The organism is Undibacterium sp. 5I1 (genome assembly GCF_034314085.1).
Taxonomy (GTDB): domain Bacteria; phylum Pseudomonadota; class Gammaproteobacteria; order Burkholderiales; family Burkholderiaceae_D; genus Undibacterium.
Genome location: NZ_JAVIWI010000001.1, coordinates 736,778 through 757,976 on the forward strand (window position 1 = coordinate 736,778; position 21,199 = coordinate 757,976).

Annotated in this window: 13 protein-coding genes; 9 read left to right on the forward strand and 4 right to left on the reverse strand. The window is 49.0% G+C overall.

Annotated elements, in window-relative coordinates:
• Positions 1-2: 2 nt before the first annotated feature.
• Positions 3-536 (reverse strand): peroxiredoxin, encoded by a 534-nt coding sequence (locus tag RGU72_RS03105; protein WP_322118332.1) that lies wholly within the window; start codon positions 534-536, stop codon positions 3-5.
• A gap of 734 nt (positions 537-1,270) precedes the next feature.
• On the opposite strand from RGU72_RS03105, the gene RGU72_RS03110 reads away from it, so the two are divergent.
• The 9 genes from RGU72_RS03110 (at position 1,271) to RGU72_RS03150 (ending at position 14,892) form a co-directional block, all read left to right on the forward strand.
• Positions 1,271-4,096, forward strand: a complete 2,826-nt coding sequence (locus tag RGU72_RS03110) for a sensor domain-containing diguanylate cyclase (RefSeq protein ID WP_322118333.1) — start codon at positions 1,271-1,273, stop codon at positions 4,094-4,096.
• Between the two features lie 350 nt (positions 4,097-4,446).
• On the forward strand, positions 4,447-5,130 hold the full coding sequence (locus RGU72_RS03115; protein ID WP_322118334.1) for a paraquat-inducible protein A: 684 nt from the start codon (positions 4,447-4,449) through the stop codon (positions 5,128-5,130).
• A 28-nt stretch (positions 5,131-5,158) separates the two neighbouring features.
• Positions 5,159-5,782: a paraquat-inducible protein A gene (locus RGU72_RS03120; RefSeq protein WP_416200152.1), complete on the forward strand. Its 624-nt coding sequence runs from the start codon at positions 5,159-5,161 to the stop codon at positions 5,780-5,782.
• On the forward strand, positions 5,775-7,523 hold the full coding sequence (locus RGU72_RS03125) for an intermembrane transport protein PqiB (RefSeq protein ID WP_322118336.1): 1,749 nt from the start codon (positions 5,775-5,777) through the stop codon (positions 7,521-7,523). Before RGU72_RS03120 ends, RGU72_RS03125 begins: the two co-directional genes overlap by 8 nt.
• Positions 7,520-8,239: a PqiC family protein gene (locus RGU72_RS03130; protein ID WP_322118337.1), complete on the forward strand. Its 720-nt coding sequence runs from the start codon at positions 7,520-7,522 to the stop codon at positions 8,237-8,239. The genes RGU72_RS03125 and RGU72_RS03130 overlap by 4 nt, the downstream gene beginning before the upstream one ends.
• 503 nt (positions 8,240-8,742) lie before the next feature.
• Positions 8,743-10,356 carry an amidase gene (locus tag RGU72_RS03135; RefSeq protein ID WP_322118338.1) on the forward strand — a complete coding sequence of 538 codons (1,614 nt, stop codon included), beginning with the start codon at positions 8,743-8,745 and terminating at the stop codon, positions 10,354-10,356.
• A 72-nt stretch (positions 10,357-10,428) separates the two neighbouring features.
• Complete coding sequence (locus RGU72_RS03140; protein ID WP_322118339.1) at positions 10,429-11,133, forward strand: ABC transporter ATP-binding protein; 705 nt, start codon at positions 10,429-10,431, stop codon at positions 11,131-11,133.
• Complete coding sequence (locus tag RGU72_RS03145) at positions 11,123-13,738, forward strand: ABC transporter permease (RefSeq protein ID WP_322118340.1); 2,616 nt, start codon at positions 11,123-11,125, stop codon at positions 13,736-13,738. The genes RGU72_RS03140 and RGU72_RS03145 overlap by 11 nt, the downstream gene beginning before the upstream one ends.
• A complete protein-coding gene (locus RGU72_RS03150) occupies positions 13,738-14,892 on the forward strand; it encodes a carotenoid 1,2-hydratase (protein ID WP_322118341.1) in 1,155 nt (384 codons plus the stop codon). Before RGU72_RS03145 ends, RGU72_RS03150 begins: the two co-directional genes overlap by 1 nt.
• Positions 14,893-15,109: 217 nt before the next feature.
• Here RGU72_RS03150 and RGU72_RS03155 read toward each other — a convergent pair whose 3' ends face one another.
• Genes RGU72_RS03155 through RGU72_RS03165 form a run of 3 tightly spaced genes read right to left on the reverse strand, consistent with a single transcriptional unit; the run spans position 15,110 to position 21,121 of the window.
• Positions 15,110-16,576, reverse strand: coding sequence for an efflux transporter outer membrane subunit (locus RGU72_RS03155; RefSeq protein WP_322118342.1), 1,467 nt, complete (start codon positions 16,574-16,576; stop codon positions 15,110-15,112).
• Positions 16,573-17,886 carry an efflux RND transporter periplasmic adaptor subunit gene (locus RGU72_RS03160; protein WP_322118343.1) on the reverse strand — a complete coding sequence of 438 codons (1,314 nt, stop codon included), beginning with the start codon at positions 17,884-17,886 and terminating at the stop codon, positions 16,573-16,575. Before RGU72_RS03160 ends, RGU72_RS03155 begins: the two co-directional genes overlap by 4 nt.
• 1 nt (position 17,887) lies before the next feature.
• Positions 17,888-21,121, reverse strand: coding sequence for an efflux RND transporter permease subunit (locus RGU72_RS03165; RefSeq protein ID WP_322118344.1), 3,234 nt, complete (start codon positions 21,119-21,121; stop codon positions 17,888-17,890).
• Positions 21,122-21,199 lie beyond the last annotated feature (78 nt).

The following is a 21,199-nucleotide window of genomic DNA, read 5'->3' on the forward strand; positions in this document are numbered from 1 at the left end:
AGTTAATTAGCTGCCTTCCACTTTTTTAGCGCTTCTAAGGTATTGGTTACATGCTTATCTGGAGCCAGGTCCGTGAATGAGTAAATCACCTTGTTATTAGGCGTAATCACGTAAGAAGTGCGGTTGGCGTATTCAGGTTTCATGACGAGAATTGCATCATAGGATTTCATGATCTTTTGATCTGTGTCGGCCGCGACTGCAAATTTGCTGCCACATTCGCTGACCGAAAACTTGTCTAAAGTCTTGATGTCATCATGAGAAACCCCAACGACAGTTGCGCCAAGGGCACGATATTGCTCCACCGATTCTGCAAATAGATGCGCCTCAATCGAGCACCCTTGAGTGAAGGCTGCTGGATAAAAATACAGCACAACAGGTCCTTTTTTAAGTGAATCAGCGAGTGAAAAGGTAAATTCTTTTCCGCCCAAAGATGCCTGGGTTGTGAAGTTTGGCGCGGCATCTCCGACACTTAACGCAGCATACGCTGGTGCTGCAATTGCAGTAGCGAGCATAGCGCAGGCAATAACTGTTTTCATGAATGTTCCCTTAAGGGTTGAAAAGCAAGGTGATGTGAAAGTGGAATTTTGTCAAATCGCTAGAGTCATTGCTGTAACAAGCTTGCCAGTGACCCAACAATAGATGGACTATTTTAGCGAAATTTTAAAAACGCACACGACGAGCGCCAATAATCATTTGATCGGTAGCGATTTGATCGGATTTTTTGGTATGGGATATATTTTTTTAAGCCGTTTTCTTATATCTTCCCGGCATTTTATGATTTGCTAATTAAAATACTCCCCCTCATTTCTAATAAAATCGGCTTGTAAGACAGTATTTATGTGGACAATAATAAATACATATAGGGAGTATATTTTTACGTATGTTGTTAGTACTGTGCACCAACATATAAGTCTGTTTATTTTTCAAGCTTATTTGACTGCAAAAAAGTCGACTAATTTCGTCCGTACTGATTTTTTGTGTGGGAGTATGGTGCTGCTTTATGCCCGCGCTGTTGGAGTCACATTTCGGATTTAGTCGAGTTTGTTGTTTATTCATTGATATGACGGTTGCCTGATCGTTAGCAGGCCAGAATAATTCGTACAAGTGAGTGTTATTTGCTGTGCCATAGAATATGATCAGGCTTATCGAGCGAGAAAAATAGTACGGCTCTGCATAAATATTTAGTGATTTGCTATTTGTTCTATGCCGAATCGGCAGCAAGCGTTTCACATCATCGTGACTGAATATAAAATTTGAGTTAAATTGACGAATGGAAATTCTTGTACTGGATGAAGAAGTCGCCAAGTTAGAGGTCAGCCTGTTGGCCTCGCGTGTACCCAGCCAACTTCTAGATTTGCTTGAACTTTCGTGGCATTTGCGTCAGCGTGATGCGGCGCGGGCAATTTCTCTGGCTTCTGAGGTGGAGGCTTTGAGCGAAATTGCGGATATTCCCCTTGCCGAACGCAATAGAATTCTTGGTCGCCTCGACCTGATTCGTGGTGAAGTGAAGTGGTTATTTGCCGAGCTTGATGTTGCTGAGGCGACGGTGGAGCGCGCTTTGCTTTTGTTTAAAGGTTTGGATGACGCGATCGGATGTGCCGATGCTCATTGGTTGCTGGCGTTAATCATCGCAGACCGTAGCGATCCCAATCGCCGTGATGCCGAGTTGGAACTGGCATTGGCGGATGCGCGTCGTGCTGGCGATAGCTTACGATCCGATTTGATGGAAGCCACGATGGCGCGCTTTGCCGTGTTTCGTGATTTACATAATGCTCAGGCGCGCTGGGGAACGCGGTTTGGTTCTGATCTCAGTAATTTGCATCCTGGTCTTGCTACCTGGGTTTATGATTATCTGGGACTGATCGCTTTCCAAATCAGTGATTTTGAATCTGCCGCGACCTACCGTTTGCAAATGTACGAAAACGCGATGATTACCGGGCAAGTGCAAAGGATCATCATTGCTGCCACGAATGTTGGCTGCTGCTTTAATAATCTCAATGATTATCAGGGTGCATTGGAATGGATGAAACGCGGTCTGGAAATGGCGCGACCAACTGGTTGGCCAGCCAGTATCGGGCTGGGTTTGATACAAACTGCAGACACTTTACGTCACCTTGGGCGGCTAAAAGCGGCGCATGATTTATTGCTAGAGGCGCTGACGATTCTGATCCCACTTTCTGGTTCGCGTACGTACGCAATCACGCTGGAATATATGGGTGATGTCGCGCTGGATCGCGGTGATTATATTGTTGCGCTTGATACTTTCCTTGAGTTGGAACGACGTGCCACTGCCTTAAATCAATCCGACATGCAAACCATTGCTTTGCGCGGTCAGTCGCATGCTCAATTACATTTGGGGCGACCCGAAGAAGCTCTAGCTGCCGGACTAGCATCGCTGGCGCTGGCGGTCGAGCAGCGTAATGGGTTTAACCAGATTGATGCTTTACGCGTGCTGGCGCAAATACATGCACATCATTCTTTGCCAATATCCGATCCGATTTCTACGCCGACCACAGCACCAACTTCCGCTTTGTATTATCTGAACCGGGCATTGGATGTTGCTGCCACGATTGATGGATATACCGTCCCCGGTAGTTTGCTCGATGAGATTGCGCGCGAGCATGCCAATATCGGCGATACGGCCCAAGCCTATGCTATCGCAGTGAAAGCCATTGCCGCCCGCGAGAAAACTAATAGCGCTGATGCGACTAACCGTGCTGCTGCAATGCAGATCAGTCATCAGACTGAGCGCGCCCACGCCGAGGCGCAATATCATCAAGAACTGGCAATGTCGGAGGCAAAGCGGGCAGAGGCTTTGCAACAAACTAGTCTGACGCTTGAGCGTTTGAGTGCGATTGGTCAGGAAATCACAGCACATTTAGATGCAAACGCAGTTTTTCAAACGCTGTATAAGCATGTTCATGGCTTACTTGATGCGACGCATTTTTCGATATTTTTAATGGAGCCAGATGGCGTTAATTTCAGCTGCGCTTTTGGCATTGAAGATGGGCAGCCGTTGCCAGCGCTGCGCGGCCCGATATCGCATCCAAGTTCCAATGTGGCTAAGTGCGCGCGCGAGCGGGTAGAGGTCATCAGAGAGCAGGCGTCGCAAGGATATAACCCGAATCAGATTCCCGGCACGCGTACTTCCTCTAGCGCCTTGTTTTTTCCTTTGACGATAGGGCAGCGTTTGTTAGGTGTAATGTCGATTCAATCACCGCAGACTCAGGCATATGCAGAGCGCGAGCGTTTGATCTTTCGTACTTTGTGCGCGTATGGCGCGATTGCGCTAGAGAATGCGACAGCCTACCGGCAACTAGAGGCAACCTTAAAGACGCTGCGTGATACTCAATCCCAATTGGTCGATAAAAATATTGAACTGGAACATGCTTACCGAGAGCAGCAGCAAGCCAGTCTTACCGATCCGCTGACAGGCTTACGTAACCGGCGCTTTTTGTTGCAGCATATCGATAACGATGTTGCCATGACTTTACGTCGTAATAAAAAGCGTCTGCAACGTGCCGCAGCAGAGATGCCCGCCGATATTGATCTGGTGTTTTTTATGATTGACATCGATCATTTCAAGTTGATCAATGACAAATACGGTCATGCAGCAGGTGATCTGGTTTTAGTGCAAATGCGGGAACGCTTACAAAAAGTAGCACGCGAAACCGATTACATTATTCGTTGGGGCGGTGAAGAGTTTTTGCTGGTAGCGCGTGGCACTGACCGCAGCGAGGCAAAAATAATTGCAGAACGCTTGCGTGCTGCGGTCAGTAGTCTGGCATTTGACTTGGCAGATGGCGTCAAAATCGCAAAAACCTGTTCGGTTGGCTTCGCCTGTTTTCCTTTTTTACCGGAGCATCCAAGACAGTTAAGCTGGTCTCAGGTAGTAGAGTTAGCAGATATCGGTTTGTACCACGCCAAACAAAGTGGTCGTGATGCTTGGGTAGGAATGTATGCGACTTCGCAATCCAATCCTGAGGGATTATTTCATCGTATAACGCATGAGACTGAGCAAGCTTTACGCAGTGGCGAAATACATGCTGTGAGTAGTGTAAAAAATGCGCTGACGATGAAGACGCTGACTGGATAAAAGGTTGCCATTTTTTTGCGTCAGCAGAAAGGATAAAAAAGCTCAAGACCTTTCACGACAGAGGTATAGAGACACACAGGAGCAACCAATGCAGAGAAAAGTGCTGATTTTCTCTTTACCTCTTTCGTGAGAGATTTGGATTTTTGTGTAAATTCTATGAATATTTGTATTCATCATTTACAGTCCTATTCTAAGTCTCTTTCTAAGTCTCTTTCTAAGTCCCTTTGTAAGTCCTATTGCCAGTCCCATTGTCGCTAGCAATTTTCGGGTTTGTCGGCAATAATTGATCGCCTTATCAGTAGTCGCGGCTTATCTACATACTTACCTACAATGCAGCAATAGCAAGGACGATGAACACATCCACTTCGCCAGTCAAGCAAACTAATATTAAGCAAACTACTGTCAAGCTCATTGTCTGTCATGAATGTGACCTGATTTGTCGTGACCTGGAGCTGGTCGTTGGCGAGACGGCTAGTTGTCCTCGTTGCCAGGCCATGCTGTACAGAAATAGCCGGGCTACGTTAGATCAAGCACTGGCGATTGCGGTAACATCGGCGATTTTGCTGCTGATATTAAATAGCTTTCCGCTGCTCACACTCAAGGTGCAGCAAGCCACTAACAATACAACTTTGTTTCATGCCGCTTTATCGATGTGGAACGATGGGATGCACGCGATATCAATTCTGGTTGTCATCACGACGATGCTGGCTCCGGCCTTGCAAATCATGATGGCTTTGTATGTTTTACATTCATTAAAATTTGGCGATCCAGATAAAGCCGTCGGGGCACCTATGAGGTTTTTACAGAAGCTGCGTCCCTGGAGCATGGTAGAAGTATTTATGCTGGGTTTGCTGGTGTCGCTGGTCAAACTGCAACACATGGCAGATATTATTATTGGCCCCGCCTTGTGGTCATGTGCTGCAATGATCTGTGTGAGTGCGGGACTGACATCCATACTGACGCCGCGTAATGTCTGGGTCTGGGCACATCAGCAAAGCACAAGACGGACTTCTGCTGAGGTCAGGCATGTCTGAGCATGATGTCGCATGTGTAGCAGAAAACCTGGCAGGCAAAAACGGTGCCGAGGCCAATCTTGTGAGTTGCGATATCTGCGAAACCTTATGCTCGACTAAAGATGCATCGCTTACGCATTGCCCATGCTGTGGTGCGTCGTTGCATTTGCGTGACAAAGACAGTCTGGCAAAATCTGCGGCTTATCTTTTGGCTGCGGCTATTTTGTACATCCCCGCTAATTTATTGCCTGTCATGCATACCGAAACCATCTTCGGCGGACAAGACGATACTATTATGAGTGGGGTATTGTTGTTGCTAGAAACTGGCTCCTGGCCGTTGGCTCTGCTGGTATTTTTTGCCAGCATCATGGTACCCATGCTGAAGCTATTTTCAATCAGCTTATTATTGCTGACTTGCTGGAGAAAATCGACTTCAAATCCATTACCCCGCACCCAGTTATTTCGACTTATTGAGGCGGTTGGTCGTTGGTCGATGTTGGATGTGTATGTGGTGACTGTGCTGGTTGCGCTGGTGCAGTTTCAGTCGCTTGCCTCGGTGCATCCGGGCGGTGGCGCGTTAGCCTTTGGTGCTGTTGTCGTGTTGACGATGCTGTCGGCGCAAAGCTTTGATTCTCGTTTAATTTGGTCTGCTATAGAAACTTCTCATGAGTGATCCAACATCAGAAAAACCAGATGGCGCAGGTGGTGCAAGTGTTCCCCCAACTGCTAAGCCAATAGCTAGTCAGCAGGCAGCAAATCCGCAGTCTGGATCTGAGCCTGCAATCACCACAAATTCTGCAGATATCCCCAATGTCAAAGTGAGGCAACGTCGTCGTTTGCCTTCCTTCGTTTGGGCAGTCCCGATTATTGCGGCGCTGATTGGTATTTGGTTAGTCGTACATAGCGTTACCAGTCAGGGGCCAGTGATTACGATTAGCTTTAAATCTGCAGAGGGCTTAGAGGCGGGCAAAACTAAAATTCGCTACAAAGATGTGGATGTGGGCCATGTCACTGCAATCACTTTATCGTCGGACCGCAAGCGCGTGCTGGTATCGGCTCAATTGATCAAAAGTGCCTCCGATATTTTAGCGACCGATACGCGTTTCTTTGTGGTCAAACCACGTATCTCCGGTGGCTCGGTATCGGGCTTAAGCACGCTGTTATCCGGTAACTATATTAGTGTTGATGTCGGCGTAGCGGAAGCGACGACGGATGAGTTTGTCGGACTGGAAGAGCCGCCCCTGGTGACCCGTGATTCTGCTGGTCACGAGTTCGTATTACGTGGGACTCAGACTGGCTCGGTCAATTATGGATCGCCGATTTTTTTCCGGCATATTAACGCCGGACATGTCACCAAATTTACGCTGGATCAAGACGGCAAGGGCGTCACGATCAGAGTATTTATTGATGCACCTTATGATCAATATGTGACCGCTGATACGCGCTTCTGGCATGCCAGCGGGGTGGATATGCAACTCGATGCAAATGGTCTGCGTATCACCACAGAGTCACTGACATCACTGATTGAAGGTGGCTTAGCCTTCCAGGATCATGATGATGCGCTGCCAGGGGGTAAGCCTGCATTTGAAGGCTCAATTTTTACCTTGTTTGAAGACAGAGAACAAGCGATGCGCGCACCGGATACCAAGGTGCGTAATTTCCTGATGTATTTCCCGGAATCCTTGCGCGGTTTATCAAAAGGTGCACCAGTGGATTTGCGCGGTATTGTCATCGGCGAGGTCAAATCGGTGGGCGTAGAGTTTTCCGATAATGGCCGGGTGCCGCGCTTCCCAGTCGAGGTTAATATATTCCCAGATCGCCTCAGGTCCAGAGTCAGATCAGGTACCAAACCACCCGATGATGATACCGAGGCAAAAGAGCGCGCTCTGGTCGATCATTTATTGGCCAGCGGTTTGCGTGCCCAATTGCGCAGCGGTAGTTTGCTGACTGGGCAACTCTATATCGCGTTGGATTTTTTCCCCGATGCAAAGCCCGCCAAAATGGATTGGAGCACCGCATACCCAGTATTGCCAACAGTCGGCGGCGGCTTAGGCGAGATCCAGGATACCGTTGGTCGTATCGCTAAAAAAATCGATAAGCTGCCGATGGAGCAAATGTCTGCTCAGCTCGTACAGGCTTTAGAAAAACTTAACACCACACTAGCTAGTACTGAAAAACTGGTACGCCGTCTGGATACTGACGTTACGCCAGAACTTACTTCCACCTTAAAAGAGGCGAAAGCAACTTTAGCCAATGCCAATGCAATCCTGGCTGAGGATGCACCTTTGCAGCAAGACGTGCGCGAATCCTTAAAACAAGTCGCCAAATCTGCCCGAGCCCTGGCTAATCTGGCCGATATGTTAGAGCGCCATCCTGAAGCGCTGCTCTTTGGCAAACAAAAGGTAAAGCCATGATGAAGAAAAATATGATGAGTAAAATAATGATGGCTAAAGTGTTGGTGAGCAGAGTCGTGGCTTCGGTTTTAAATATTCAGGCTCGCAAAGCGCAAGCATCAAAAATCATTTTGACGCTTTTTACTTTAGCGCTGACAGCATGTGCCACGCCCTACACCGAGCGTTACTATCAACTTACCTATCCGCTCAATAATACAAGCGGTGCACAGGCTGACGACGCTAACGCCGCCAAAGTCACCTATGAGTTAATCGTGGGTGATGTGCGTATTCCGGATTCGATCAACAGAAACCAATTGGTCGTCCAAAAATCGGCGACAGAATCGGTCATCGCAGATGATCAGCGTTGGGTCGCATTACTGGACGAGCAGATTGGGCAGGCGGTAGTTGCCAATCTGCGAAGCCAGTTGCCTGGGGCGTGGATTGCAAACAGGGTTGCTGTCAGCAATACCAGTGCAGCCGGACAAAATTTGCCGCGCTACCATTTGGCTATACAAGTAGCCCAGCTATTGATACAGAGCGGAGATAAGGTGACATTAGAGGCAATCTGGATACTACAAGATGGCAGTAAAAATACACTCAAGCGCGAGCGCACTGCCATCACCGTCCCTGTCAGCGGTGCAGGTTACGATCCGATTGCACCCGCTGTGTCTGAGTCAGTCCGGCAATTATCCGAGCAAATAGCCAAAGGCATGTTAGCTGCCAGAGCGACTCAATAGCATTGGTGCAGGTATCTCGGTTAAATAAACTTTATGAGCTGCGTTTACTCGTCTCTATTGAATATACTCCCCATTATTTTTTACTAATCTGCCTTATAAGGCAGTAAATGATTGGACGATTAAATTATACTAATTGGGAGTATAGGAAATACTTGTATGAATTAAACTCCGTCGAAAGGCGGAAATCATATGCAAACTAGAAGACTTATATGTGTCGTCAGGCGTATTTCTAATGTGAGAGCAGACTGCATTTTTCTTCTTCATCCTCTTTAATAACTCGCTTAATACTTCGCTAAAAATAAAACTTGTAGATGTCATTTTCAGTTCGACGATGCGCAAGACACTCTGTTGGAATCCGGTCAAATTGAACTGAAATAAAAAGACGATACGTCTTCGTTTAACAATATAGTTGTGAAGTATATTTTTTGTCTGCGACTTATCTTGCCTGATCTAAGTTAAGAAGGTTTTTGATGGGTTCGTTCTATCTCTAACTGGAGTAGTCTATGCATCGTCGGAATTTTATGAAGTTGAGTGTAATCGCTAGCGCCACTGGTGCTGCTAGTGTCGCTGATGTCGTTAGTGCTTCCGGCACACTTGCTGCGTCCTCAGCAGCGGCTGAAAAAGCTCATAACATCGTTGAAGCCAGTATCGCTGATCTGCAAGCGGCAATGACTGCGGGATCGCTGACATCAAAAAAACTAGTCACGGAATACTTAGCGCGGATCAAAGCTGTCGATAAAGCGGGTCCGAATTTAAACGCAATTATTGAGCTTAATCCGGATGCACTAGCTATCGCCGATGCCCTGGATCGTGAGCTCAAAGCCAAAGGACCACGTGGCCCTTTGCATGGTATTCCTGTGCTGCTCAAAGATAATATTGCTACTGCCGATAAAATGCAGACCACTGCAGGATCGCTGGCGCTAGTCGGCGCCAAGGCGCCACGCGATGCTTTTTTAGTCGCCAGATTGCGTGAGGCTGGTGCAGTAATTTTAGGTAAAACTAATCTGAGTGAATGGGCCAATATGCGGTCTACCCGTTCTACTTCTGGCTGGAGCGCACGCGGTGGTTTAACCAAAAACCCGTATGTATTAGATCGTAATACCAGTGGCTCCAGCTCTGGCTCTGGTGCGGCAGTTGCCGCCAGCCTTGTCGCTATTGCAGTAGGTACAGAGACAGACGGATCGATCACTTCACCAGCATCGATTTGTGGACTGGTCGGTATCAAACCAACTTTGGGGCTAATCAGTCGTGATGGCATTGTCCCTATCGCCCATTCGCAAGATACCGCCGGACCAATGACACGCTCTGTCAGCGATGCCGCGGTAATGTTAACTGCCATGACCGGCGTCGATACGCATGATGCTGCGACGGCAGCTAGTGCCGGCAAGGCAGTTGACTACGCAAAATATCTGAATGCAGATGGTTTAAAAGGTGCACGTATCGGCGTCGCGCGTAATGCGATGGGTGGCAATATGCGCCTACAGCCAATTGTTGATGCAGCTTTGGATGTCATGAAAGCCAAAGGTGCCATTCTGATCGATGTTGAAGTACCTAATATGAGTAAATATGGTGATTCAGAATTAGAGGTTTTACTGTACGAACTGAAAACCGATCTGAATAAATATTTGGCAGAATTTGGCGTTGGTGCTCCGGTCAAAACCTTAAAAGATGTGATCGCATTTAATGAGCAATATCGTGATAAGGAGATGCCTTATTTTGATCAGGAACTGTTGATCCGTGCAGAAGCCAAAGGCGGTTTGGACAGCAAAGAGTATCTCGATGCCTTAGAAAATAATCATCGATATTCACGCCAAGAAGGTATCGATAAAGTCATGAGCGAGAATAAATTAGACGCACTTTTTGCCCTGACAGGTGGCCCGGCATGGTTGACCGATTATATTAACGGCGATCATTCTGGCGACAGCTTCTCATCACCGGCAGCGGTTGCAGGGTATCCGCACATTACGGTGCCTGCTGGATTTTTTAATGGTTTGCCGATTGGGGTGTCGTTTGTCGCGGGCGCCTATGCAGAACCAACTCTGATTAAACTAGCCTACGCGTTTGAGCAAGCGACCAAGCATCGCCGTGCCCCAGCATATTTAAAACATACCACATAGAGTTATCGCAAATAGTGATTGGCAAGCTGGAGCTAATAATCAAATGAAATCGCATGAAAGAATGGTCGATAAATGAGTGAAGTCCCCGCACTAGAGTGCCGCGCCCTGAAGAAAAGTTATGCCGATGGGCGCGTGGTGTTATCCGGTTTAGATTTCACGCTGAATGCGGGGGAGTACATTGCAATCATGGGCGAATCTGGCGTCGGCAAATCCACCTTACTCAACATGATTGCAGGACTGGATACGCCGGATTCTGGCAGTGTTTTGATCGATGGAGCGATCATGTCGCAACTGACGGATGACGAAGCGACCCGCTTACGCCGTCAGAAGCTAGGATTTATTTTTCAGGCTTTTCATGTCTTACCCCACTTAAGTTTGATGCAAAACATCAGCCTGCCACTCTTGCTAAATGGCGAGTCGCCTGCGCGTGCGACACAGATGCTAAAAGCAGTTGGTCTGGATGGACGAGGCAGTGATTTTCCTCGTCAATTGTCCGGAGGAGAGCTACAGCGTGTCGCCATTGCCCGCGCACTGGTGCATCGACCTACATTGGTCATGGCTGATGAACCGACCGGCAATCTGGACCCGGCCACGGCGCAGGGGATCTTAAAATTATTGCGCGATGAAATTAAAGCCAATGGTGCGTCCGCCATCATGGTGACCCATTCCATGGCAGCGGCATCGACGGCAGACCGGATTTTAATACTGACCAGTGACGGGCTGCATCCCCTGGCTCCGAGAACAGAGCACATTGCTGCATCTCTCCATGCTGAGTAGTTTACACACGCAACTAATGAAATGGCTGGTGTTTGGCGAATGGCGTGCGCATCCAGTACGCGCCATGGCTGCGATCGCCGCGATTGCCTTGGGCGTTGCTTTGGGCTTCGCAATTGACCTGATCAATGGTGCTGCATTAAATGAGTTTTCTGCCGCCGCCAAAAGCTTGACAGGGCAATCTGATTTACAAGTACGCGGTAGCCAAAGTCTGTTTGATGAGTCGGTTTATCCTTTGCTTGCCGAGCATCAAGGGGTATCGCTGGCGAATCCTGTTTTGGAAATCGATGCAACGGTACCAGGGCAGCGCAGTGCTCTGAAGGTGCTGGGTATAGATGTATTTCAGGCGATGGAATTGGCTCCGGATTTAATCGGAGTACCGCAGATTGACCATCCGTTTGATACCTTGTCTGATGACGCCATCTTTTTATCGCCAGCCGCGCAAGAATGGCTTGCGGTCAAGCCTGGAGATCAGTTGCGCTTACAAAGTGGTACTGAGACCGTCTCACTACGGGTAGCTGGTGGCATTGTCAGGGCACGTCCCGGACAACGGATTGCTGTGATGGATATCGCTACTGCGCAGTGGCGTTTTGGGCGACTCGGTAAGCTCTCGCGGATTGATTTAAAGCTGGACAGCGGCATCTCCCGTGATGCTTTTCGTCGCAGCTTATCTAAAGAATTTGCGAGTGAATCGACGAACGAATTTACGAACGAAGTTACGAACAACCGCACGAATAAATTTAATAAGCACTTATTGATCACAGAGAGTGCAGATCAGGAGGCGCGCAGTGCCAATATGTCACGTGCATATCGCGTTAATTTGAACGTGCTTGCTTTGGTCGCCTTATTCACCGGCGCATTTTTGATTTTTTCAACACAGGCTTTGTCGGTACTGCGTCGACGTTCTCAGTTTGCATTGTTGCGTGTGATTGGAATGACGCGGTCGTTGTTGCTGCGACAAATTTTGTTAGAGGGCGGCGTACTTGGCGCACTCGGATCCCTGATTGGACTTGCCGCCGGATATGCTATGGCCGCACTGGCACTACGTTTTTTTGGTGGCGATTTGGGTGGCGGTTATTTTCCCGGCATCCGCCCCAGTGTGCAGTTTGATTTGACGTCTGCTGCCGTTTTCTTTTTACTCGGTACGGGTATTGCGTTGCTAGGAAGTTTGGCACCCGCCTTAGAAGCGGCACGTGCGCAGCCGGGACCTGCATTAAAGTCCGGTAGTGAGGATGTTGCGATGACGCGCTTCTCGTCTCCTTGGCCGGCGATGATATGTCTGGCTTTGGGTGGTGTGCTGACGCAATTGCCGCCCGTATTCGAATTGCCGGTATTCGGTTATCTGGCGGTCGCTTTATTGCTCATCGGCGGTATTGGATTAATGCCTCGCTGTTCCGCAGTAGTATTCACGTCTCTCCTGAATTTTCTACAAAGCCGCGCTGCTTTGCTCAGAAAAAATCAGGTCCTGTTGCTGGTTCTTGCTCGCCTAGCCAACACACCAAATCAAGCCTCGATTGCACTGGGAGGTGTGTTATCGAGTTTTAGTCTGATGGTGGCGATGGCGATTATGGTATCGAGCTTTAGGGTGTCGGTAGATGATTGGCTGGCGCAAATATTGTCTGCCAATTTATATGTGCGCACAGCGTCCAACGGTGAAACTGCGGCAATGAACCCAGCACAACAAAAAATGATTAGCACTCTGGCAGGTATAAAGCGCGCAGAGTTTTTGCGCACAATTCCATTAACGCTAGATATAACACGGCCACCCGTCATCATGATCGCCCGCACGACTGATGCAGCAGATCCCGAGCGCACCTTGCCGCTGACTGAGGATGTGATAGATGCTACCAAGATCGCAGCAGAGACCATGCCGGTCTGGGTGTCTGAGGCGATGCTGGATTTGTACGGATATCGTGTCGGGCAACGCGTCAATTTGCCTGTCGGTACAGGCGTGCATCCATTTACAGTAGCAGGGGTGTGGCGTGACTATGCGAGGCAATCTGGCTCGATACAAATTCGCCTATCAGATTATCAGCGGTTGACGGCGGACCTTACTGTGACAGATGCCGCGCTATTTTTTAATCCTGATATCAGTACGGTGTCCGTTATTAAACAGGTGAGGTCGCTACCATTTGGGAATACGGTTGAGTTCGCTGATCCTGGAGAAATCCGCGCAATCAGTCTTAAAATTTTTGATCGTAGTTTCGCAGTCACTTATCTATTGGAAATCGTTGCGATGATGATCGGTTTGTTCGGTGTCGCGGCGACATTTTCAGCGCAAACACTGGCGCGTACCAAAGAGTTTGGGATGTTGCGCCATGTTGGGGTGACGCGCACACAGATATTACAAATACTGGGTGCAGAGGGAAGTTTGCTGACAGGATTGGGGATTATGGTCGGCTTCCTACTCGGTTGGATTATTAGTCTGGTGCTGATTTTTATTGTTAATCCTCAGTCATTTCATTGGAGTATGCAAATGCATATTCCGTGGTTGATGCTGGCATCGGTCGCCGTTTTATTATTGTTATCGTCTGCCGCGACGGCGGTATTGTCAGGTGCGCGCGCTGTGGCCGGTGATTCGGTGCGGGCGGTGAAGGAGGATTGGTAATGTGGAATCGAAAGAAAAGGAATCATAGCGCTGCTTCGTATTTTTCCATTATTTTCGGCTTGTTATTGGCAGCGTTCGGTGCCGTTAGTCATGCAGCCCCGCCTGATTTTAGTGTAGTGCAACCGGGCACATTGCTACAATTTCCCACCGACTTTGGCGCCCATCCCACGTTTCGTACTGAATGGTGGTACGTCACAGGCTGGCTAGACACACCGGATCATCAAGCGCTCGGCTTTCAGATTACCTTCTTCCGCTCGGCAACCGATCATGACCGTAACAACCCCAGCGCGTTTGCACCATCGCAGCTAGTGATTGCGCATGCCGCGCTCTCTGATCCTAAGATCGGACATCTGTTACATGATCAAAAAAGCGCTCGCTCCGGTTTTGGTCTTGCGTATGCCAAGGTAGGGAATACGGATGTGAAATTGAGTGATTGGCATTTGCTGCGAAACGCTGATGGTAGTTATCAGGCGCAAGTGCGTACGCGTGACTTCTCACTGCAGTTACAGCTCACACCAACACAGCCACTCTTGCTACAAGGCGAGGCTGGTTACTCCCGTAAGGGACCAAAACCAGAGCAAGCAAGCTATTACTATAGTGAACCTCAACTGAAAGTGTCGGGTAAGCTGATGCGGTCAAATAGCTCTTCTGCTGTGTCTGAAAGTGCCGCCAAGTCGGGATCACCTAACATGGAGGTGCAGGGTAAAGCTTGGCTAGATCACGAATGGTCTACCAGCGTGCTGGATGCGCAAGCCACAGGCTGGGACTGGCTTGGTGCCAATCTGGATAATGGTGACGTGCTGATGGCGTTTCAAATCCGTAATCAACGCGGTGATACTGTCTGGTCGCATGCAACGCTGCGCGATAAATCCGGCCAAGCTACACAATTTTTGCCAGAGCAAATTCGCTTCCAACCTGTGCGCACATGGCGCTCACCTCGCACTAATGCGACTTATCCGGTTGCTACCATGATCTCTACTGCAAATATGCAATGGCAAATCACGCCTCTACAAGACGATCAGGAATTGGATTCGCGTCGGTCAACTGGGGCGGTATATTGGGAAGGAGCTGTCACGATCCAGAAAGATGGCAAGCGAGTCGGTCAAGGGTATTTGGAGATGACTGGCTATGTTAAACCGATGAAATTGCAATGAGGCATAGCCAATGCGAATTAAATATACTCCCAATTAGTATATTTAATTGTCCATATAATGATTAGGCGATAGGGTGTATTTATTAAAAATAAGGGGGAGTATATTGATTTCAATGCATTTATTTCCTTATTTTTACTGAAAAATACCGTCACTGCGAGTTAATTTAGATCAGCTCCGCTTACGTTCAACATCCGCTTAACATCTGCTCTAAGCAAACTCAAGGTCTGTTCAATTCGGCATCCCGAGCACCATCCCATCCACCACCTAAAGCCTTAATCAGATACACCGATGTCAGCATTTGCTGACCGTTGATTTGTACTGCCTGACGTTGATTGTTGAGCAGAGTTTGCTGCGCTGTGATGACGTTTAAATAGGTGTCCAAGCCGCCTGCGTAGCGATCATTGGCGAGATCTAGTACGCGTTGTGAACTCCGTACGCTGGCGTTTGCTTGTTTGCCGGCGTCGTTTAGGATGCTTAATCCGGTCATGCCATCTTCAACCTCTTGCATCGCAACCAGTACGCTTTGGCGATAACTGGCGACCGAGGCGGTGTAGGACGCCTCGCTGATTTTGACCGTGGCATTCGTTTTTCCCGCATCAAACAGAGTTTGTGTCAACGCTGTCCCCAAAGACCATAACAAGCTGGGCGCGCTAAATAAATTGCTGATCTGATTGGCATCCCAGCCGCCGTTGGTTTGCAACAGTAGAGTAGGGAAATAAGCAGATCGGGCGACGCCGATATTGGCATTGGCTGCGGCAATCGCGCGTTCGTTTGCGGCGATGTCAGGACGTCGCTGCAACACATCAGAGGGTAAGCCGACCGGCAATGTGGGCGGTAGCATTTTAGCCATCGACGGCGCCAGCTTAAAATTGGGTGCTGGCGTGCCTGTCATGGTGGCTAAGGCATGTTCATATTGTGCGCGGCGGTTCTGCAATAAACTGAGTTGCGTTTTACTCGCGTCAAGCAAGGCCTGTTGTTGTGCCAGATCGAGGCCGGAGGCAACGCCTAATTCATGCCTTGCATCGATGAAATTCAGTGCTTTTTCCTGTAGCTTCACACCTTGGCTGAGCACATCAATCTCGGCATCTAGTGCACGCAGATTAAAGTAATCAGCAGCGAGTTCTGAGGTCAGTACTAATCGTGTATTTTCAAAATCGGCAGCCGCTTGCTCTGAGCTTGCCCGTGCGCTGGCCACGGTGTTGCGGACACGACCAAATAAGTCTGCTTCATAATTCACCGCGAATCCGAGCTGAAAATTATTTTGTACTGTCGATTGGTTTGCCGTGTTGTAGGATGCGAGCGGGCGGTCGGCCGAGGTTTTTTGGCGCGCGGCGCCTGCTTGTAATCCGACTTGCGGAAATAAGCCAGCAGCGCTGACACTGACCTGGGCACGTGCTTGTTCCAGACGTGCCGCTGCGACTTGCAGCGTCTGGTTTTGCGCCATCGCTTGTTGTTCTAGCTGGTTTAGTTGTGGGTCCTGAAATATCACCCACCACTGTCCCTTTGGTATGTGATCGGCTGGAGTGCCTTGTACAAATGGTGCGGTGGATTGCCATGCGGCTGGCATCGCGACTTGTGGTTTTTTGTAGTCCGGTGCGCTGGAACAGCCAGCTAACAATGCTAGCGGTGCCAACAACGCTAGGATGGTTGGTGCCCCTGTGGAAGAAATGCGAGCTGACTTCATGAGCCTGCCTTCTTCGGTGAGGCATCACTATTAGCTGACTTTTCGGACATTTTTTCAGCCGCTTTTTCCGCTACCTTTGCCGGCATCACGGTTACCGCGTCGTTATCCGCCAGCGAGTCTGCTGGATTGAGTATGAGTTTGTCAGATAAGCTGATGCCATCTAAAATTTCCAGAGCATTACCCAGATCATGTCCGATGCTGACAGTCCGCAGCTTGACATGACTTTGCGCATCTACGACGGCAATTTGAGTGCCTTCCGGACGGAACAAAATCACATTAGAAGGAACAATTAAGGCATTGGACGTCCCGCTGACGGGTAATGCAACCTGTACGTAGGACCCGGCTAATAACTTGCCATCTTTATTGTTTAAATTGATTTCCATCTGCATTGTACGGGTTGCCGCATCGATCGCACCGGCTGTGCGTGCGACCGTACCCTGGAACGTCTGACCCGACATCTCACTCTGAGTCACTTTGACCGTGTCGCCAGTCTTGATGCGTTGCGCATAGGCTTGTGGCACATAGACATACACACGCAAGGTATCAACTTGCGCCAGCGTAAACAGGGCACGTCCTGCGCCGCCATTGCCAGCATCAATTAAGTCGCCGATTTCGACGTTACGTCGCGTTACCACTCCAGAAAATGGCGCAGTAATTTTTTTAAATTCTTCTAATTTTTGCAAGCGGCGCACATTGGCTTCGGCGGAGGCAAAGTTTGCCTGAGCCTGCGTAAAGGCACTGGAACGCTCGTTTAATTCTTGTTGGGTGACGGCGTCCTTTTTACGCAAAGCTTCCCAACGTTCAGCGGACGATTTGGCAAGTTCTAAACTGGATGCAGCTTGCTGGCGGGCGGCGATGGCTTGCGCTAATTGCTGGTCGATTTCTGGTGTGTCGATCTCTGCCAGTACGTCTCCTTTATTCACTTTACTGCCGATGTCTTTATTCCAGCGCAATACATAGCCGCTGCTACGCGCATAAATAGGCGATTCGATCATGCCTTGTAGCGTGCCAGGTAAGGTTAAGGCATCGGTATTTCCAGACGCTTTGGCGTTCACCGTAGTGACATAGATTTTGGCGTGCTCTGCGGTTGATTCTGCTAGTGCGTTCGATTGAACAACGCGCAATCCCATGGTGATGATTGCACCCAGTACCAGCAGCGCTAGCGTTGAGGCGCCGATCAATTTAGCTCGTTTCAAGATAGGGCCCCGGTGGTGATGTGGATGTGCATGAGGATTGGAATGTTGCTCAGCATTTGCCTCATGGCTTTGCGCGCTATGTATGCCAAGGACGGCGTGGCGTTGATCAGACATATCAGGACTTTCCTTCTTCTACAACAGGCGATGATGGAGGTACGGGGGAAGTATTATTTGTGGCAGCAGTAGCTTGCTTGCGATGCTCAAGGTAGCGATGGATGCTGGCAAAGACGATCGGAACAAAAAATAACGTAGATACCGTAGCGAACAGCAAGCCGCCGATCACTGCGCGACCGAGCGGGGCATTTTGTTCTGCTCCTTCACCAAGGCCGATTGCCATCGGGATCATACCGATGATCATTGCCAGCGCAGTCATTAATACAGGTCTGATGCGGGTAGCTCCGGCTTCCAATGCGGCTGACAGCGGCGGCAATCCATCGTTAAGGCGCTGCCGAGCAAACGAGACCATCAAAATACTATTGGCGGTGGCGACCCCCATGGTCATAATCGCGCCAGTCAGGGCGGGAACGTTCAGTGTAGTTCCCGTTAAAAATAACATCCAGACGATACCAGCCAAGGCAGCAGGCAATGCCGTAATGATGATAAAGGCATCTACCCACGATTGGAAATTGACCACGATGAGTAAATACACCAAAACAATCGCCATCAGCAAACCAACTCCCAAACCGATGAAAGACGACTTCATCGTTTGTATCTGACCACGGATATCAATCCGCGTACCGCGTGGCAATGTTGGTCGTAAGTCGTTCACCAGTTTTTCCACTTGATTAGATACACCGCCCAGATCACGGCCTTCTACGCTGACATACAAATCAATCACAGGTGTGATGTTGTAATGCGAGACCACCGCCATTTGTTGCGCTGGTTTTACGCTGACCAGATTACTCAGAATTTGCGAGGGGACGATACCATCGCCCGCTGTATTCGCAACCGAACTGGAGCGCACAGGCGTACGCAATAGGGAATTTAAATCACTGATCTGATGTTGTGGCGTTTGCACGGCGATGCTATACACAATGCCATTTACCGGATTGAGCCAGAAGGCAGGTGCAGTCTGGAAGCTGCCTGACAAAGACACCAGCAAATTCTGTGCGACATCAACCGGATTTAAACCTAGCTGTTTGATCTGGCTACGATCTATATTTAAGGCTAAGGTAGGCTGATCCATCCTTTGCTGGATATGTACATCCACTGCACCAGGTATCTGTTTAATCTGCTTCATCAGATCACTGGCATAACGGTAATTGGACGGAAGATTATTGCCAGCGATCTGGATATCCATGGCTGCCGGTAAGCCGAAGTTCAGAATCTGCGTCACGATATCGGCCGGTTGGAAGAAAAATTCTACCCCGGGGAAACGCTTTGGCAGTTCACGACGCAGCCGCTCAACATAGGTCGCGGTAGGACGATGATCTTCGTTCAGTGAGATCAGAATTTCGCCATCCAGCGTGCCTATCGTGCCTGCATTGCTGTAGGACAGGTTGATGCCGCTATACGGTAAGCCGAGATTATCGAGCACGGTACCGATTTCTTCTTTTGGAATCATCTCGCGGATGACTTTTTCCACCTCATCGGCGATACGGGCAGTCTCCTCAATACGAGTACCTGTCGGTGCGCGCATGTGAAGACGTATCTGACCAGAATCGACACTAGGAAAGAAATCTCTTCCCAAGCCAAATACCAAACCTAAAGACAAAATACAAAAGCCGAGGAACATGCCGCCAAACATTTTTCTATGCGTGAGTAGCGTAGATAAAATAATGATGTAGCCACCGCGAAATTTTTCAAATGCGGCATCAAATTTGCGATAGACCCGTTGCAGCAAACTTGGCTTGGCCGCCGGATCAGTATGTGAATGATCCATCATCAGCATGACCATGGTCGGCACCAGAGTGCGGGATAACACATAGGATGCCAGCATCGCAAAAACCACAGCTTCTGCCAAAGGCACAAATAAATAGCGTGCAACACCGGTTAGGAAAAACATCGGCAAGAACACGATACAAATACACAGCGTAGAAACCAGCGCAGGGATGGCGATTTCACCGGCACCGTCCAGTATCGCTTTGTGCAAATCAGAACCTTGGTGTAAGTGTCGCTCGATATTTTCTATCGTGACGGTCGCATCGTCTACCAGAATGCCGACTGCCAGCGCCAAGCCTCCGAGAGTCATGATATTGATGGTTTCTCCCAGCGCATATAGCGCCAGTATCGACGCCAGAATGGACAAAGGAATGGATACGGCAATGATGCAGGTACTGCGCCAGTTACCCAAAAATAGCAAAATCATGGCAGCGGTCAATACCGCAGCGATCAGCGCCTCGTGGATGACGCCGGTAATAGCGGCTTTGACAAAGACAGATTGGTCAAATAGTTGGGTGATCTTTAATTCTTTAGGTAGGGTTTGTAAGGCGGTAGGCAAGATATTGCGTAGATTATTGACGATGTCGAGTGTTGATGAGCCACCGTTCTTGAGTACTGATAACAGCACACCACGCTCGCCATTCTGCCGGACAATATTGGTTTGGGGCGAGAAGCCATCGCGTACGCGTGCGACTTCTGACAGATAAGTCATGGTGCCGTTTTTGTTCAGTACTGGAATATTGTTCAGTCCCGCAATCGTGTCCGGTGATCCGTTCATGTTGACGTTGAATTCGGTCGCGCCGATTTTAGCGGTACCGGAAGGCAGCGCCAGATTTTGCGCATTCACGGCATTCACTACATCTGTTGGTGTCAGTCCCTTTGCCAGCAGTGCTTGCGTGTCTAAATCTACTGAAACAAGCCGGGATTTGCCACCAAAAGGGAAGGGCACCGCGGCGCCCGGAATAGTGATTAATTGTGGACGTAAAAAATTGACGGCAGTATCAAACAGCGATTGCTCATTCATCGTCGCACTCGATAACCCAAGCTGAATGACAGGGATGCTGGATGCCGAATATTTAATCACCAGCGGCGGTGTAATGCCTGCCGGTAGCTGGCGTAATTGCGCTTGTTCGATAGAGACTACTTGTGCAATCGCCGTCTGGATATTGGCATTGGGCTGGAAAAAAATCTTGATGATGGAAATGCCAGCCAGCGATTGGGACTCGATATGTTCAATATCGTTGACCGTGGTTGTCAAACTGCGCTCATTGACAGCGGCGATGCGCTGCCCCATTTCTTGCGCAGACAGGCCGTTGTAGTTCCAGATAATACTGACGACGGGGATATTAATTTCTGGAAAAATATCGGTCGCCATCTTGGTTAGCACCAGTGGCGTCGATAATAAAATCAATAGCGCCATCACGATAAACGTGTAAGGCCTTCGCAATGCAATTTGAACGATCCACATCTTAAATCGACTTCCCTAGGAAATACTCGGTTTGATCAGGCTTAACAATAATGGCAATCATCATCACCGAGGTGATGG